Origin of the sequence: Cupriavidus taiwanensis, assembly GCF_900249755.1 — a bacterium.
Classification (GTDB): Bacteria; Pseudomonadota; Gammaproteobacteria; order Burkholderiales; family Burkholderiaceae; genus Cupriavidus; species Cupriavidus taiwanensis_D.
The window spans coordinates 3,298,632-3,313,671 of sequence record NZ_LT976853.1; the positions used below are offsets into that span (position 1 = coordinate 3,298,632).

The following is a 15,040-nucleotide window of genomic DNA, read 5'->3' on the forward strand; positions in this document are numbered from 1 at the left end:
GCCTGCATGCGGGAGAGGGGCCCGCACGCTGGCCATGCCGACTTGCTCCCCGTAACCGGCACGTCGTCCCCGCGTAGGCGGGGACCCAGTGTCTTTGAAGCGCAAGCGCTTCTCAAAAGTCGCTGGGTTCCCGCTTTCGCGGGAATGACGGTGGTTACCCAAATCAAAGGCTTAGCGAAGGCGGTGGCGGTGGCGGTAAGGACATGCAAACGCGCGCTACCGCGTCAGCACCTTCGCATCCCCCTGCATCCCCGCCTCCCTGACATCCTGCGGCACCGCCGGCCAGCCGCCGCCGAGCGACTTGTACAGCGCCGCGGCGCCGGTCAGCACATCCACCTGGCCCTGCACCGCCGCCAGCTGCGTGGCAAACAGCTTCTCCTGCGCGGTGGTCACTTCCAGGTAGCTGGAATAGCCGCCCTCGTAGCGCGCGCTGGACTGGTCGGCATAGACCAGCAGGCTTTTCTCCTGCTGGCGCAGGCTGACCAGGCGGTTGCGGGTTTCGATGCTGTTGGCGAGCGCGCTGTTGACGTCGGCTAGCGCCGCCAGCACCGTGCCCTGGTAAGCCAGCATGGCCTGCTGGCGCTGCGCCGTGGCGCTCTGCACCTGGCCGCGGATGGCGCCGCCCTGGAAGATCGGCTGGGTCAGCCCGGCGCCGATGCCCCACACCTGCGAGGCGCTGTGCCACAGCGCGCCGGGGGTGCTGGCGATGGCGCCGAACAGCCCGCTCAGGTTCACCGCCGGCAGGTACAGCGCCTGCGCCGCGCCCAGTTGCGCGTTGGCGGCGACGGCGGCCTGCTCGGCCTGCAGCACGTCGGGGCGGCGCGACAGCAGCGCCGCCGGCAAGTCGGCACCCGCCGCCGCCGGCAGCAGTTCGTGCACGCTCTTGCCGCGCTCGATCGGGCCCGGCTCGCGCCCCAGCAGCACCGACAGCGCGTTCTCGGTCTGGGCGATGGCGGTGCGCAGCGGCGGGATCGACGCCTCGGTCGAGTAATAGTCGTTTTCCGCCTGCGCCAGCTCCACCTGCGAGATCACGCCGCCCTCGTAGCGCTGGCGGAAGATATCCAGCCCGCTGGCGCGCGACGCCAGCGTCTGCTGCGCGATCTGCAGCTGCGCATCGAGCCCGCGCAGCGTGGCATAGCCCTGCACCACCGACGCCGCCAGCGACAGCACCACGCCGCGGCGCCCGTACTCGGCGTTCCAGACCTCGGCTTCGGCGGCCTCGGCCTGGCGCCGGATGCGGCCCCACAGGTCCAGTTCCCAGCTGGCATTGGCCAGCAGCTGGTAGGAATTGCGCGGACCGTCGAGCGTGGCGAACGGCGTGCCGTTGAAGGTGCCGGCACGCTGGCGCGCGGCCGACGCGCTCAGCCCCACCTGCGGGAAAAAGCCGCTGCGCGCCACCATCAGCTGGCCGCGGAATTCGTCGATGCGGGCCGCGGCGATGCGCACGTCGTAGTTGTTGCGCAGCGCCGCTTCCACCAGCGCATTGAGCACCGGATCGCCAAAGCTGTCCCACCAGGCGCTGTCGGCGGCCACCGCCAGCACGCCGGTGTCGATGCGGTACTGGGCGGGGTCCGGGGTCTGCGGGCGCTGGTAGTTGGGGCCGATGGCGCAGCCGCCCAGCAGCGCGGCCAGGCAGGCGCCGGCAAGCTTGCGGCGCGCGCTCATGACGGCTCTCCTGCCGGCGGGGTCGGCGGCGTGGTCGATGCTGCGGGTGTGGTCGGCGCGGCCCCCTTGGCCTTGGGCTTGCGCTCGGACATCGTCTCCAGCCCCCAGAAGAACAGCGGGATAAAGAACAGCGCGATCACCGTGGCGCCCAACATGCCGCCGATCACGCCGGTGCCGAGGGACTGCCGGCTCGCCGCCGAGGCGCCGCTGGCGATGGCCAGCGGCACGCAGCCCAGGATAAACGCCAGCGAGGTCATGATGATCGGCCGCAGCCGCAGCCGGGCCGCGTGCAGCGCGGCGTCGTAGGCGCTCAGGCCTTCCTTGTGGCGCATCTCCACCGCGAACTCGAAGATCAGGATGGCGTTCTTGGCCGCCAGCGCGATCAGCACCGTCAGGCCGATCTGGAAGTACACGTCGTTCTGCATGCCGCGCAGCAGGATCGCCAGCAGCGCGCCGAACAGCGCGAACGGCACCGCCAGCAGCACGCCGATCGGCAATGACCACTTCTCGTATTGCGCCGCCAGGATCAGGAACACCATCAGCAAGGCAAAGGCGAACACATAGACCGCGGTCGAGCCCGAGGTCTTTTCCTCGTACGCCTGGCCGCTCCAGGAGAAGCCGTAGCCCTCGCCCAGCACCTCGCTGGCGATGTCTTCCATCGCCTGCAGCGCCTGGCCCGAGCTGTAGCCCGGCGCGGCGTCGCCCATGATCTTGGCGGCGGGGAAGTTGTTGAAGCGCGTGACGATGTCGGCCCCGGGCACGTACTTGACCGTGGTCACCGCCTTGATCGGCACCATCTCGCCGTTGCGGTTGCGCACGTAGACCTTGTCGATATCGTCGGGGCGCGAGCGGTAGTCGGGCTCGGCCTGCAGGATCACCTGGAACAGCCGGCTGTTCTTCGGGAACTGGCTGACGTAGAGCGAACCGAACATGGTCTGCAGCGCAGAGTAGACCTGCTCCACCGGCACGCCCTGGGTCTCGGAGCGCTCGCGGTCCACCTCCACCATCAGCTGGCGCGAGCGCGTGTTGATGGTGGAGTTCACGCCGGTCAGCTCGGGCCGCTCATGCGCCTTGGCGATAAAGGCGCGCACCTTGGCCTCGAGCTGCTGGTAGGTGCCGTCGCCGGTGCTCTGCAGCCAGAACTCGAAGCCGCCGGTGGTGCCCAGGCCTGGGATGGAGGGCGGATTGATCGGGATCACCACGCCTTCCTTGTAGGTGGAAAACTCCTTCTTGGCGTTGGCGATCAGGTCGGCCGCGCTTTCGCCGTCGCCGCGGTCCTTGAAGCCCTTGAGCGAGACGAACAGCGTGCCCGCGTTGGACTTGTTCTGCGAATCGATCAGGCTGAAGCCGGTCGGCGCCGCCACCGCGGCCACGCCCGGTTGCTTGGCGAACCAGTCCTCGGCGCGGCCGGACAGCGCCTGGGTGCGGTCCAGGCTGGCGGCATCGGGCATGATCACCGCGCCCAGCAGGTAGCCCTGGTCCTCCACCGGCAGGAACGACGACGGGATGCGCGCGAACATCAGCCCGATCGCCGCCAGCATCGCCACGATCACGCCCAGCGACACCACCGTGCGCCGGATCACCGCCTGGTTGGCGGCGTCATAGCGCTCGATCAGGCGATCGAACCTGGCGTTGAACCAGCGGAAGAAGCGGTTCTTCTTCTGCTCGCCGGGCTTGAGCAGGATTGCCGCCAGCGCCGGCGACAGCGTCAGCGCCACCACGCCGGACAGCACCACCGACACCGCCAGCGTCACGGCGAACTGCTTGTACAGCTGCCCGGTGATGCCCGACAGGAACGCCACCGGGATAAACACCGCCAGCAGCACCAGCACGATCGCCACCACCGGCCCGCTGACCTCGTCCATGGCGCGCTTGGCCGCCTCCTTGGGCGGCAGGTTGAACTCGGTCATGTTGCGCTCGACGTTCTCGATCACCACGATCGCGTCGTCGACCACGATGCCGATCGCCAGCACCATCCCGAACAGCGTCAGCATGTTGACCGAGAAGCCGAACATGCTCATGCCGACAAAGGCGCCGATGATCGATACCGGCACCGCCAGAATCGGCACCAGCGTGGCGCGGAAGCTCTGCAGGAACAGGTACACCACCAGGATCACCAGGATCACCGCGTCGCGCAGCGTATGCACCACCTCGCCGATCGACTCCTGCACGAACTCGGTGGTGTCCAGCGCCACCTCGTACTCCAGCCCGGGCGGGAACGATTTCTTCAGCTCGGCCAGCGTGCCGCGCACCTGCTTGGCCACGTCCAGCGCGTTGGCGCCGGGCTGCTGGTAGACCGCCATCAGCGTGGCGGTCTTGCCCTTGTAGCGGCTGCGCAGCGAGTAGTCCTTCTGGCCCAGCTCGACCCGGCCCACGTCCTTGAGCCGCACCAGCGCGGCGTCGCCCGACTGGGCGCGCAGGATCATGTTCTCGAACTCGGCGGGCTCGGTCATGCGGCCCTTGGTGGCGATCGGGAAGGTCAGCTTGACCTCGCCGTCGGTGGGCGACTGGCCGATGCGCCCGGCGGAATACTGCTGGTTCTGCGCGCTGACCGCGTTCTTGACGTCTTCCACCGTGATGCCGAGCGATGCCATCCGGTCCGGCCGCAGCCAGATGCGCATGGCGTAGTCGGGGCTGCCGAAGATCGACGCCTGGTTGGCGCCGGGAATGCGCTTGAGCGCGTCGAGCACGTAGATGTTGGCGTAGTTGCCGACAAAGGTCTGGTCGTAGCTGTTGTCGGGCGAATACAGCGCGATCACCATCATGAACGCCGACGACCGCTTCTGCACCGACACGCCCTGCGCAGTCACCGCATCGGGCAGCGTCGGCAGCGCCAGGTTGACCCGGTTCTGCACGTCCACCTGCGCCAGCTGCGGGTCGGTGCCGATCTCGAAATACACGTTCAGCGTCATGTCCCCGGTGGAGGAACTGGACGAGTTCATGTACATCATGTTGTCGGCGCCGTTGACCTGCTGCTCGATCGGCGCGGCCACGTTCTGCGCCACCACCTCGGCGCTGGCGCCCGGGTACTTGGTGCTGACCGTGATCGACGGCGGCGTGATTTCCGGGAACTGGGCGATCGGCAGCCTGGTCAGCGCCACCAGGCCGCCCACCACGATGATGATGGACAGCACCGAGGCGAAGATCGGCCGGTCGATAAAGAAGTGGGAGAGCTTCATGGCTTGCCCCCGGCGCCGGCGGCGGCCTGGGGCTGGGGTGGCGGCGCCGCGGCCGCGCCGGATGCGCCGGCGGCGGCAGCTGGACCGGGCCGCGCCGCGGCGGCTTCCACCGGCCGCACCGGAACCCCCGGCGCGAGCCGCAGCGTGCCGCTGACCACCACGCGCTCGCCGGCCTTCAGGCCGGTGCTGACGATCCAGTTGTCGCCGCTCCACTGGCCGGCTTCCACCACGCGCTGCTGGGCCTTGTTGTCGGGGCCGACCACCCACACCTGCTGGCCGCGCGGGCCCTGGATGATGGCCTCCTGCGGCACCGCGATCGCCTTGGTGCGCTCGGCGCCGTGCAGCTTCACGCGCACGAACTGGCCGGGCCGCAGCGTGCCTTCGGGGTTGGCAACCTCGGCGCGGATCATGTAGGTGCCGGTTTCCGCGCTGAAGGCGGCATCGGCAAAGGTGATCTTGCCGTGATGCGGGAACTGGCTGCCGTCGGCCAGCACGATCACCACGTCAAACGCGCCCTGCGCGGGGAACCTGAGTCCGCCCGACGCCTGGCCGGTGCGCGCCGACAACACCTCGTTCTCGGACAGGCTGAAGTTGACCCACATCGGGTCGAGCTTGGCGACGTAGGTCAGCAGGCTGCTGGACGCATCGATATAGCTGCCGGCCTGCTTCTTGGCAAAGCTGGACACGCCGGTGACCGGCGACTTGATGGTGGTGTAGCCCAGGTTGAGCCTGGCGTTGGTGACATTGGCCCGGGCCGCCTCGACCGCCGCCGCGGCGGCCTGCTGCTTGCCGGTCGCGTCGTCCAGGTCGCGCTGGCTCAGCGCATTGCGCTCGGCCAGCGGGCGCACCCGCGCCAGGTCGGCATTGGCGGTCTTGAGCCGCGCCATCTGCTGCGCCAGTTCGGCGTTGGCCGCATCGAGCGCCGCGGCGAACGGCTTCGGGTCCATCAGGAACATGGTCTGGCCGGCCTTGACCACCGCGCCCTCGGTATAGACGCGCTGGTCAAGAAAGCCATTGACGCGGGCCCGGATCTCGACCTGCTGCGAGCTCTGGGTCTGGCCGACGAAGTCGTAGACGATGGGCACGTCGCGCGGCGCCACGGTCATCACGCTGACTTCCTGCGCCGGCGGCACGTGCGCTGCCGGCTTGTCCTTGCCGCAGGCGGCCAGCGTCATCGCGCAGGCGAGCCACAGCGCGCCGCGCCAATGGAATGCAATATTCACGGGTTCCCCCTCCGGTCATGGTTTTGCATGCGATGGCTGCGTGCGGACACCGGGTTGGCCACGTTCCGCCGCGCCGGTCCGCCGGCCGCGCTCCCGTCTCTCCCGGCAGGGTAAGGCCGGGCCCGGCAAGCGCCAATTCAATTCTTTCGTCGACGTCTTTACTGCTTTCGAGCGCACCCCGTCAGCGCCCTGCCGCCGCCTCCTCAGCGGCGAAAACCGCCATGGAAACCGCCCCCGCGGAAGCCTCCCGCGCGGCCGCCAAAGCCGCCGCCGGCGCCCCGTCCCTGCCATGCACCCGCCATGCCCTGCAGGCGCTGCTGGCCGATCTCGCGCGCCTGGCGCTGCGGCTCCAGCCGGGCGGTGGCGTCGTTGCCCGGCTGCACCGGCTCCCACCCGCCGGGGGTGTGCTTCTGCCAGCCGTTGTCGGTGTGCTGGTACACCGAGCCGTCGTGCCCGGCATACACATTGCCGTTGTTCCATACCACCGCGTTGTCCTTGCCCGGGTTGGCGACAAAGCCGCGGCTGCCGGCGGTGTGCTGGCCGGTCTGCGTATTGCCGGCAATGCCGGCCTCGGCCGCGCCGACGCGGCCGGTCTGCGCGTCGTAGCCCGCCGCCTGACGCCCCGCCGCATAGTTGCCGGTGTAGGTGTTGCCCGCCACGCCGCCGCGCGCCGCGCCCTCGCGCCCGGTCGACGGGTTGGCGAAGCTGCCCTGGCGGCCGGCCGCGTAGTTGCCGGAATACGGATTGAACGCGGCGCCGCGGCTGCCCTGGTAGCGCGCGCCGGTGGCCGGGTTGTAGCCGGCGGCCGCGGTACCGCGCCATTCGGTGCCGGTCCAGGCGTTCCAGCCCTGCGCGTGAGTGACCGTGCCCTGGCCCCAGCGGCCGTAGAAGTTGGCCTGGTTCACGTTGACGTAGTTCCAGTTGTACGGGCCGCCCCACCAGTACGGGCCCCAGTACGGCGAGGCCGCGCCCCAGAACGCGCCCGCGGCGAAGCCGAAGGCGAAGCCCTCGGCCAGGCCGATGCCGAAGCCCGCGCCGTAGCCGTAGGTGACCGGATAGCCGTAGTAGACCGTGCCCACGTACGGGGGATAGACATAGCCGGTGCCGTAGACCACCGTGCCGTCGGCGCTCACCACCACGCCCATATAGCCGGGGGTGTAGCCCACCACCACGGTCTGCGGCGTGACGGCGTAGATGCGCACGTAGGTGACGTAGTACACCGGCGAGGTCGGCGGGATGGTGTAAATCGCCGACGGCACCTCGGTGGCCACCTGCCACGGACCGGTCGGCGCCGGCGCGGTGAACCAGACCCCGTTGGCGACCGCGTAGTAGTGGCTGGCGTCGACCTCGATCACCGGCGTGCCGGTATTGACCGCGTAGCTGAGCGAGGTGCCGGTAATCGGCACGAAGCGCGGCGCGCCGTCATACGCTACCGCCAGGCTGGCCTTGCTGCGCGACACCGTGGCGGTCTGCGGGATGCTGGCGGCGATCTCGGCCTCGCGCGCCTGCGGCGTGCCGGGCACGGAAACCAGCACATTGGCCTTGGGATCGGTGGGCGGGATGCGGGCAAAGTCCGCCGGCAGCTGGCTGCCGGGCACGTACTGCCACGGGCCGGTCAGCATCGGCGCGCGGAACCAGCGCCCCGACACCAGCACGTAATACTGGTTGGCGGCCGGATCGACGAAGACCGCATGATCGGCGTTGGCCATGGTCAGTAGGCCGACGCCGCTGACCGGCGCCATCTGCGGCGCGCCGCTGGTCACCACCAGCTCGGTCGGCCGCGTGGCAAAGAGAATGGCCGGGGCCCGGGCCGGCCGCTTGCCGTCGGCGGGCAGCATCGCATCGGGTTTCATGCCGGCCGCCGCCTTGCCGGCCACGCCCTCCAGCGCCTTGGGCGCCGGCTCCACCACCTCCCAGGCGCCGCCGGCGGATTCCGAGCGATACCAGTAGCCGGCCGCCTTCAGGAACAGCTCGCCGCCGGGCGCGCGCAGCAGCAGCGCGCGGCTGTTCAGCGCGCGCTCGTACGAGGTGCCGGGCACGGTGCGCCAGGCGGGCTCGCCATCGACCAGCACCAGCAGCGTCGGCGTGGTGGCAAAGAGGATCTGCGGGGCGTCATTGCGCACCGCAACCCGGCCGGCGTTGGCCAGTTGCTGCGACACGGCATAGCTGGCCTGCAGCTGGTCCAGCGGCACCGTCAGCCCGTTGGCCGGCAGCCGCGACACCAGCGCCTGCCGCACGCGGTCGGCGGCGTCGGGGCGGGTCGGGACCTCGACGCTTTCTATGGTGATCCGGGTCAGCTGCACCAGCCCGGAGGGCTTGTCGATATCGCCGATGGCCGAGAAATGGACCACGCCATAGGTGGGCGTGCCCGCCTTCTCGCCCACCGCGACCGCGGCGCGGCCGGACAGGCGGTTGCCCTCCCAGGCCTCGATCTGGGGCTGGTACAGCTCCACATGGTCGGTGGCCGCATCGAAGTTGCGCGGCCAGGTCAGCGGGGCCGCGGCCGGCGTGGGTGGCGTGGCGGGCTGCGCCGCGAGCGGGACCAGCGCCAGCCAGGCCGCCGCGATCAGCGCGCTGGTTTGCTTTATCCGAAACGACATGGGTTTCTCCGGAAGGGCGCCGCCTGCCGGCGCCGGGCACGCGCGAGCAGGATGCTGCACAACAGGCGGCGTATTTCGCGAATCTAGAGTAGCCCGCCAGCGCGAACAATCCGATTTGAAAACATTCAGGATGCGCCAGAAAAAAGACAGATCGGCCGCCAGCGCCCGGCGCGGCGGGTGTGCATCTTGCATGGCCTCCCGCGACTGCCCCCGCCCTTGAAGCCGCTCGCCGTGGCCTCATCTGTGAACACTCCATCCCGCCTGCCGCCCATGCCCCCACGCACCACCATCCTGACCGCGGCGTTCGTCACCGCCCTGCTGCACGGCTATATCGGGCTGCGCCTGCTGCCCGCGATGCCGGTCCCGATGGCGGTCAAGGCGCTGGCGGTGGCCTGGCTGGCCCTGTCCTGCGCGCTGCTGCCGGCCGGGCTGCTGGCACGGCGCGTGAGCCAGCCGTGGTCGGACCTGGTGTCCTGGATCGGCATGCTCGCCATGGGATTCTTCTCATCGCTGCTGGTGCTGACGCTGGTCCGCGACGTGGCCCTCGCCGCCGCCTGGCTGGCCGGGCAGCTGCTGGGCTGGCGCGCGCCCGGCCTGGCCGCCGGCAGCGCCGTGGCGGTGCCGCTGCTGGCCTTGCTGGTGACGCTGGCGGGTTATGTCAACGCGCGCCGGCTGGCGCGCGTGGTCGAGGTCGAGGTGCCGGTGCGCGGCCTGCCGGATGCGCTGCACGGCTTCACCATCGCCCAGATCAGCGACATCCATGTCGGCCCCACCATCAAGCGGCCCTACCTGGAGCGCATCGTCGAGCGCGTCAACAGCCTGCAGGCCGACGCCGTCGCCATCACCGGCGACCTGGTCGACGGCACCGTGCGCGAGCTGTCCGCGCACACCGCGCCGCTGGCCCGGCTGCAGGCACGCCACGGCACCTACTTCGTCACCGGCAACCACGAGTACTACTCCGGGGCGCAGCCGTGGATCGACGAACTGCGCCGCCTGGGCGTGCGCGTGCTGATGAACGAACACGTGGTGCTGCAGCATGACGGCCACGCGCTGGTGCTGGGCGGCGTGACCGACTACTCCGCCGGCCGCTTCCACGAAAGCCACCGCAGCGACCCGCAGCGCGCCATCGCCGGCGCCCCCGCCGATGCCGGCGTGCGCGTGCTGCTGGCCCACCAGCCCCGCACCGCGCCCGCGGCGGCGCAAGCCGGCTTCGACCTGCAGCTGTCCGGCCATACCCACGGCGGCCAGTTCTGGCCGTGGAACTTGTTCGTGCCGATGCAGCAGCCGTACACCGCGGGGCTGGTGCGGCATGGTTCGCTGTGGGTTTATATCAGCCGTGGCACCGGGTATTGGGGGCCGCCGAAGCGGTTCGGGGCGCCGTCGGAGATTACGCGGGTGCGGTTGGTGCGCGCCGGCTAGGAAACTGCCGTAAGGACGAAGACTTTTCGCGGGCACGGCGAAGCAAAAAGCCCCGCTCAGTCGAGTCGGGGCTTTTGCTTGTAGCGCGGATTCTGCGTGCTTATCGCTTGTGGGCGGCCCTGGGGCTTTACTTGCCCTTCAGATTCATCGAGCTGAATGCCTTTCGCGCCAAGTCGGAGATACGTTTCTTGTTCCGCCTTAGCTCGGCGATTTCGGATTTCGTCAGATGTACGGAAACCGATGAGGTAACCCGCTTCATCCGCGGTGAGGGCGTGGGTGGCAATGCCGAAGATCTTGCGGATTTCATCGCCATACCTCCTTTCCAGTTCACGAATAACCTTTCCGGGTGCGGCCAGTCTACCAGAGCGCCCCGCGCACACCAGGACGATTGCAGCGACCACGCCGCCCCGGTGGCATTGAATATGGTTGGCAAGCTCAGCAAGCGTGCCTCCCATGGTAGTAACGTCGTCGACCAGCACATAGCAGCCATCTGGCACAACATACCCGGAGAAGCTGGCGCGCAGATTCAGCCGCTCCATCGGGTCTGCGCCGGTGTGGAATACCTTTGTTGTCTGCACGATGGCCTCATCGACCGATCCGTCCAGGGCATGGTGCAAGTACATTGCCAGCACTTGAGGGATGGCATTCTGGCCCGACGCTTCTTTCGCATGTGGCGCAACGAAGATGCATGAACGGGGAAAATCCTCATCAAGCAACCTTGCCACCAGCGGCGGTGCCAGATCGACAATCAGCTGTATTGCCGCGTCCGTGTTCCCAGCTTTGGCCGCCTTGTAGCTTGGGTGCGCCTTGAGTTGGGCATCGGAGCGGTAGAGGAAGTACGGAGCCTTGACGCCCCCTGGGAAAGGATGCTCACGGTCCTGCCTGACTTCGAACGCCTGCCGCCTGCGGTGGCGTCCAGGTAGCCGCTTTAGAACGAAGAGGTGGATGGATTTACGCATCCACCAAACCTATCCGGCATCAAACTAATGCCAAAGGCCTGGCGACTCCTTTCAGAATTTTCGACGGCACATACAGCCAGCGCCATAAAAAAACCAGGCCCGCAGACCTGGTTCTTTGTCACACCAGACAACCCATCACCGCGCAATCGGCTTATACCGGATCCGCTTCGGCTTGGCTCCTTCCTCGCCCAGCCGGCGCTTCTTGTCGGCTTCGTACTCCTGGTAGTTGCCGGGGAAGAACTCCACGTGCGAGTCGCCCTCGAAGGCCAGGATGTGCGTGGCGATCCGGTCCAGGAACCAGCGGTCGTGCGAGATCACCATCACGCAGCCGGCGAACTCGAGCAGCGCGTCTTCCAGCGCGCGCAGCGTTTCCACGTCGAGGTCGTTCGACGGTTCGTCCAGCAGCAGCACGTTGCCGCCGGCGATCAGCGTCTTGGCCATGTGCAGGCGGCCGCGTTCGCCGCCCGACAGCGTGCCGACCTGCTTCTGCTGGTCGCCGCCCTTGAAGTTGAAGCGGCCGATATAGGCGCGCGACGGCGTTTCGTAGCGGCCCACGGTCAGGATGTCGGCGCCGCCGGAGATTTCCTCGAACACGGTCTTGGTGCCGTCCAGCGCGTCGCGGCTCTGGTCGACGAAGGCCATCTTCACGGTCGGCCCGATCTTGATTTCGCCGCTGTCCGGCTGCTCCTTGCCGGTCAGCATCTTGAAGAACGTCGACTTGCCGGCGCCGTTGGGGCCGATGATGCCGACGATGGCGCCCGGCGGCACCTTGAAGCTCAGGTTCTCGATCAGCATGCGGTCGCCGAAACCCTTGCTGACGTTGTCGAACTCGATCACCTCATTGCCCAGGCGCTCGCCCACCGGGATGAAGATTTCCTGGGTTTCGTTGCGCTTCTGGTATTCCTGGCTGTTGAGCTCGTCAAAGCGGGCCAGGCGCGCCTTGGACTTGGCCTGGCGGCCCTTGGGGTTCTGGCGCACCCATTCCAGCTCCTTGTGCAGCGCCTTCTGGCGCGCCGATTCGCTGGCCTCTTCCTGCTTCAGGCGCGCTTCCTTCTGGTCCAGCCACGAGCTGTAGTTGCCCTTCCACGGAATGCCGTGGCCGCGGTCCAGTTCCAGGATCCATTCGGCGGCATTGTCGAGGAAGTAGCGGTCGTGGGTCACGGCCACCACGGTGCCGGGGAAGCGCGTCAGGAACTGCTCCAGCCAGTCGACGGATTCGGCGTCGAGGTGGTTGGTGGGTTCGTCGAGCAGCAGCATGTCGGGGCGCGACAGCAGCAGGCGGCACAGCGCCACGCGGCGCTTCTCGCCGCCGGACAGGTGCTCGATCTTCGCGTCCCACGGCGGCAGGCGCAGCGCGTCGGCGGCGATTTCCAGCTGCAGTTCGACGTTGTTGCCGTCGCTGGCGGCCAGGATCGCTTCGTACTTGGCCTGGTCGGCGGCGAGCGCGTCGAAGTCGGCGTCCGGCTCGGCGTAGGCGGCGTAGATCTCATCGAGCTTCTTGCGCGCCTCGAACACGCCGCCCAGCGCCTCTTCCACCGACTCGCGCACGGTCTGCTCGGGGTTGAGCTGCGGCTCCTGCGGCAGGTAGCCGATGTTCAGGTTCGGCATCGGCGTGGCTTCGCCCTCGATTTCCTTGTCGAGGCCGGCCATGATCTTGAGCAGCGTGGACTTGCCCGAGCCGTTCAGGCCGAGCACGCCGATCTTGGCGCCGGGGAAGAACGACAGCGAGATGTCCTTCAGGATGTGACGCTTGGGCGGAACGATCTTGCCCACGCGGTTCATGGTGAAAACGTACTGTGCCATGGGTGCGTGTTGGGGGGTGGTTCGGGAATGGCGGCAGTGTATCAGGCAGGCGCCGCGCGCTGAGCCCGCGCCGGCCGGATTCCGCCCCCGACGGTACAATGCCCGGTTCGACTTTCCGCTGAATTTTCACGCCATCGCCATGAGCAAACCCGCCCTGACCCTCAAGTTCAAGTGCAAGAAGTGCACCAAACCCGTCACGCTGTACCTGCAGAAGACGTCGGCGTGCTCGCACATCACCCCGTACCAGGGGTTCTGCAAGTGCGGCGAAATGATGCGCCACGCCACCGGCGACAAGGACGCGGTCGAGTCCTTCGTCAATTCGCTGGACAACAGCTGGATGCACCACCATCACCACCACCACTGAGCAGGCCACCGCGGTGAACGAGACCTGGCGCCCCGCCGGCAAGGACCCGATGCGCTTCCTGGGCGGCTATCCGCCCGAGGTGCTGGCGCAGGTGCGCGAACTGGTCGCCGCCGGCAAGCTGGGAGACCACCTGGCCCGCCGCTACCCGGGGCGCCATACCGTGCAGACCGACCGCGCGCTGTACGAGTACACCACGGACATCAAGCAGGAATACCTGCGCAGCGCGCCGCCGCTGCACAAGGTGGGATTCGATGCGCGCCTGGATTCGGCCCAGCGCGCGCTGGGCCTGCATACCGCGATCTCGCGCGTGCAGGGCGGCAAGCTCAAGGCCAAGAAAGAGATCCGCGTGGCGTCGCTGTTCAAGGAGGCGCCGCCGGAATTCCTGCGCATGATCGTCGTGCACGAACTCGCCCACCTGAAGGAGAGCGAGCACGACAAGGCCTTCTACCGGCTCTGCGAATACATGGAGCCGCGCTACCACCAGCTTGAGTTTGATACCCGGCTCTTCCTGGCCTGGCGGGAGCTGGAACGCGCCGCCCCCGCCAGCGGCATCGAGCCGCGCGCTCAGGCGTCGCAGGCGTAGCGGAACGAACCGTTCAGCGTCCTGGGCAGCACCAGCGTGCGCAGGTTGGCCGCCTGCGCCTTGGCGCACAGCCCGGCGCGCGTGGCCGCGTCCCGGTACTTGGTGGCGTATTCGATCTGGAACACCGGCTTGCCCTGTCCCGTGAACGCGGTATAGGCGCCGCACTCGCGGTACTGGAAGCACTGCTCGTTGATGGCGAAGTCGAAGCTCGCCGCCAGCTCGGCCACCTGCTCCACGTCGTTCTTCAGTCCCACCGCCAGCCCGCGCGCATGCGCCTCGGCCGCCAGGAAGCGGTTGTAGTCGAGCTGGGTCTCGGCCGTCAGCGGCAGGCCGGTGCTGTTGCTATAGCCGTCGACATTGTCCGGATCGACCGCATCGCAGCCCTTGCTGACCGCCAGGTCCATGCGCGCCTGCATGATGCGGCGCACGTTGGCCGAGCGCGTATCGAGCCAGCGCTCGCCGGCCCAGCCCGACAGCGCGGCGCCCTGGTCGGCCTCGGCGAACTGGTTGAAGTCCGGACGCCAGTCCTCGGAACTGCCCGCCGAGAAATAGCAGATCACGCGCCGGCCCTGCGCCTTGAGCGCGTCGATGGTGGCCTGCGGCGTATCGAACAGGTCGAAGTCATAGGCGGTCACCGCGTAGCTGGTGTTGAGCTTGCCGGTCAGCTGGATCTGCCAGGTATCGGTGAGCGCCGGCGCCCAGCGCGTGGTGGCGCTGGTGGTAGTGGCGGTGACCGCGTATCGCGTCGTGGCCGCGGCTGTCGGCGACACCATTTCGGTCTGTCCGCCATCGCCGCCGCAGCCGCCCAGTGCCAGGCTCAGCGCGACCGACAGCATCGCTACTGCCTTCTTCGCATCGTTGCCATGCATATGTTCTTTCCCCCTTCCCTGTGATGAACCCCGTTCAAAGCGATCGGCCCTGTTGTCGATGTGCCGCGGCGGCCGGGCCTGACGCTGCGGTCCCCGCAATGTAGCGGATCCACGGCCTGGTCAGGAATGCAGGCCGGCCCCACTGTTCGTGCGGCGCAACACATGATGCGCTTGACCCATGCCGGGGCGCTATGTATAAAGAGCGCGTGGGTAGAAGCGGTCGATTGGACAGCAGCGGTGCAATGCCGCGAGGTTCAACTGGAGATTGCTCACTGACGGAGTGTTTCGTCGGTGGCGCAGTGTTCCAACAGCTTCCCCTGACAAAGACTCCCGATCGCAGCATGCAAGGCCGGCCCCGCGGCGTTGTTCGCGCGCG

10 protein-coding genes are annotated in these 15,040 nt (G+C 68.2%); 3 read left to right on the forward strand and 7 right to left on the reverse strand.

All coding sequences use genetic code 11. The annotated features are described in order from the left end of the window. Window positions 1-216: 216 nt before the first annotated feature. The 4 genes from CBM2594_RS15115 to CBM2594_RS15130 all read right to left on the reverse strand — a co-directional run bounded on the left by CBM2594_RS15115 (window position 217) and on the right by CBM2594_RS15130 (window position 8,667). The gene (locus CBM2594_RS15115) at window positions 217-1,665 is read right to left on the reverse strand and encodes an efflux transporter outer membrane subunit (protein ID WP_116357538.1); all 1,449 of its coding nucleotides are present in this window, start codon (window positions 1,663-1,665) and stop codon (window positions 217-219) included. Beyond that, window positions 1,662-4,844 (reverse strand): efflux RND transporter permease subunit, encoded by a 3,183-nt coding sequence (locus tag CBM2594_RS15120; RefSeq protein ID WP_116357539.1) that lies wholly within the window; start codon window positions 4,842-4,844, stop codon window positions 1,662-1,664. The genes CBM2594_RS15115 and CBM2594_RS15120 overlap by 4 nt, the downstream gene beginning before the upstream one ends. Then, window positions 4,841-6,067 (reverse strand): efflux RND transporter periplasmic adaptor subunit, encoded by a 1,227-nt coding sequence (locus CBM2594_RS15125; RefSeq protein WP_116357540.1) that lies wholly within the window; start codon window positions 6,065-6,067, stop codon window positions 4,841-4,843. The genes CBM2594_RS15120 and CBM2594_RS15125 overlap by 4 nt, the downstream gene beginning before the upstream one ends. 203 nt (window positions 6,068-6,270) lie before the next feature. Continuing rightward, on the reverse strand, window positions 6,271-8,667 hold the full coding sequence (locus CBM2594_RS15130) for a carbohydrate-binding family V/XII (protein ID WP_116357541.1): 2,397 nt from the start codon (window positions 8,665-8,667) through the stop codon (window positions 6,271-6,273). Window positions 8,668-8,937: 270 nt separating this feature from the next. On the opposite strand from CBM2594_RS15130, the gene CBM2594_RS15135 reads away from it, so the two are divergent. Next, window positions 8,938-10,086, forward strand: a complete 1,149-nt coding sequence (locus CBM2594_RS15135) for a metallophosphoesterase (RefSeq protein ID WP_116357542.1) — start codon at window positions 8,938-8,940, stop codon at window positions 10,084-10,086. A gap of 56 nt (window positions 10,087-10,142) precedes the next feature. On the opposite strand, the gene CBM2594_RS15140 is transcribed toward CBM2594_RS15135, so the two are convergent. Together CBM2594_RS15140 and ettA are read right to left on the reverse strand one after the other, a co-directional pair. Continuing rightward, complete coding sequence (locus CBM2594_RS15140; protein WP_116357543.1) at window positions 10,143-11,045, reverse strand: phosphoribosyltransferase; 903 nt, start codon at window positions 11,043-11,045, stop codon at window positions 10,143-10,145. A 135-nt stretch (window positions 11,046-11,180) separates the two neighbouring features. Continuing rightward, window positions 11,181-12,848: an energy-dependent translational throttle protein EttA gene (gene ettA, locus CBM2594_RS15145; RefSeq protein WP_116357544.1), complete on the reverse strand. Its 1,668-nt coding sequence runs from the start codon at window positions 12,846-12,848 to the stop codon at window positions 11,181-11,183. A 139-nt stretch (window positions 12,849-12,987) separates the two neighbouring features. Here ettA and CBM2594_RS15150 point away from each other — a divergent pair, with 139 nt between their 5' ends. After that, window positions 12,988-13,212 (forward strand): hypothetical protein, encoded by a 225-nt coding sequence (locus CBM2594_RS15150; RefSeq protein WP_010812270.1) that lies wholly within the window; start codon window positions 12,988-12,990, stop codon window positions 13,210-13,212. A gap of 49 nt (window positions 13,213-13,261) precedes the next feature. Beyond that, window positions 13,262-13,795 carry a M48 family metallopeptidase gene (locus CBM2594_RS15155; RefSeq protein WP_116357802.1) on the forward strand — a complete coding sequence of 178 codons (534 nt, stop codon included), beginning with the start codon at window positions 13,262-13,264 and terminating at the stop codon, window positions 13,793-13,795. Here CBM2594_RS15155 and CBM2594_RS15160 read toward each other — a convergent pair. After that, window positions 13,777-14,664 (reverse strand): endo alpha-1,4 polygalactosaminidase, encoded by an 888-nt coding sequence (locus tag CBM2594_RS15160; RefSeq protein WP_116357545.1) that lies wholly within the window; start codon window positions 14,662-14,664, stop codon window positions 13,777-13,779. The two genes, CBM2594_RS15155 and CBM2594_RS15160, sit on opposite strands and share 19 nt — an antisense overlap. Between the last annotated feature and the right edge of the window lie 376 nt (window positions 14,665-15,040).

Excerpts from the sequence above, each read along its gene's own strand:
- CBM2594_RS15150 (WP_010812270.1), top strand. The coding sequence starts at position 12,988 with ATGAGCAAACCCGCCCTGACCCTCAAGTTCAAGTGCAAGAAGTGCACC.
- CBM2594_RS15155 (WP_116357802.1), top strand. The coding sequence starts at position 13,262 with ATGCGCTTCCTGGGCGGCTATCCGCCCGAGGTGCTGGCGCAGGTGCGC.
- CBM2594_RS15160 (WP_116357545.1), bottom strand. The coding sequence starts at position 14,664 with ATGCATGGCAACGATGCGAAGAAGGCAGTAGCGATGCTGTCGGTCGCG.
- CBM2594_RS15135 (WP_116357542.1), top strand. The coding sequence starts at position 8,938 with ATGCCCCCACGCACCACCATCCTGACCGCGGCGTTCGTCACCGCCCTG.
- ettA (WP_116357544.1), bottom strand. The coding sequence starts at position 12,848 with ATGGCACAGTACGTTTTCACCATGAACCGCGTGGGCAAGATCGTTCCG.
- CBM2594_RS15130 (WP_116357541.1), bottom strand. The coding sequence starts at position 8,667 with ATGTCGTTTCGGATAAAGCAAACCAGCGCGCTGATCGCGGCGGCCTGG.
- CBM2594_RS15140 (WP_116357543.1), bottom strand. The coding sequence starts at position 11,045 with ATGCGTAAATCCATCCACCTCTTCGTTCTAAAGCGGCTACCTGGACGC.
- CBM2594_RS15120 (WP_116357539.1), bottom strand. The coding sequence starts at position 4,844 with ATGAAGCTCTCCCACTTCTTTATCGACCGGCCGATCTTCGCCTCGGTG.
- CBM2594_RS15115 (WP_116357538.1), bottom strand. The coding sequence starts at position 1,665 with ATGAGCGCGCGCCGCAAGCTTGCCGGCGCCTGCCTGGCCGCGCTGCTG.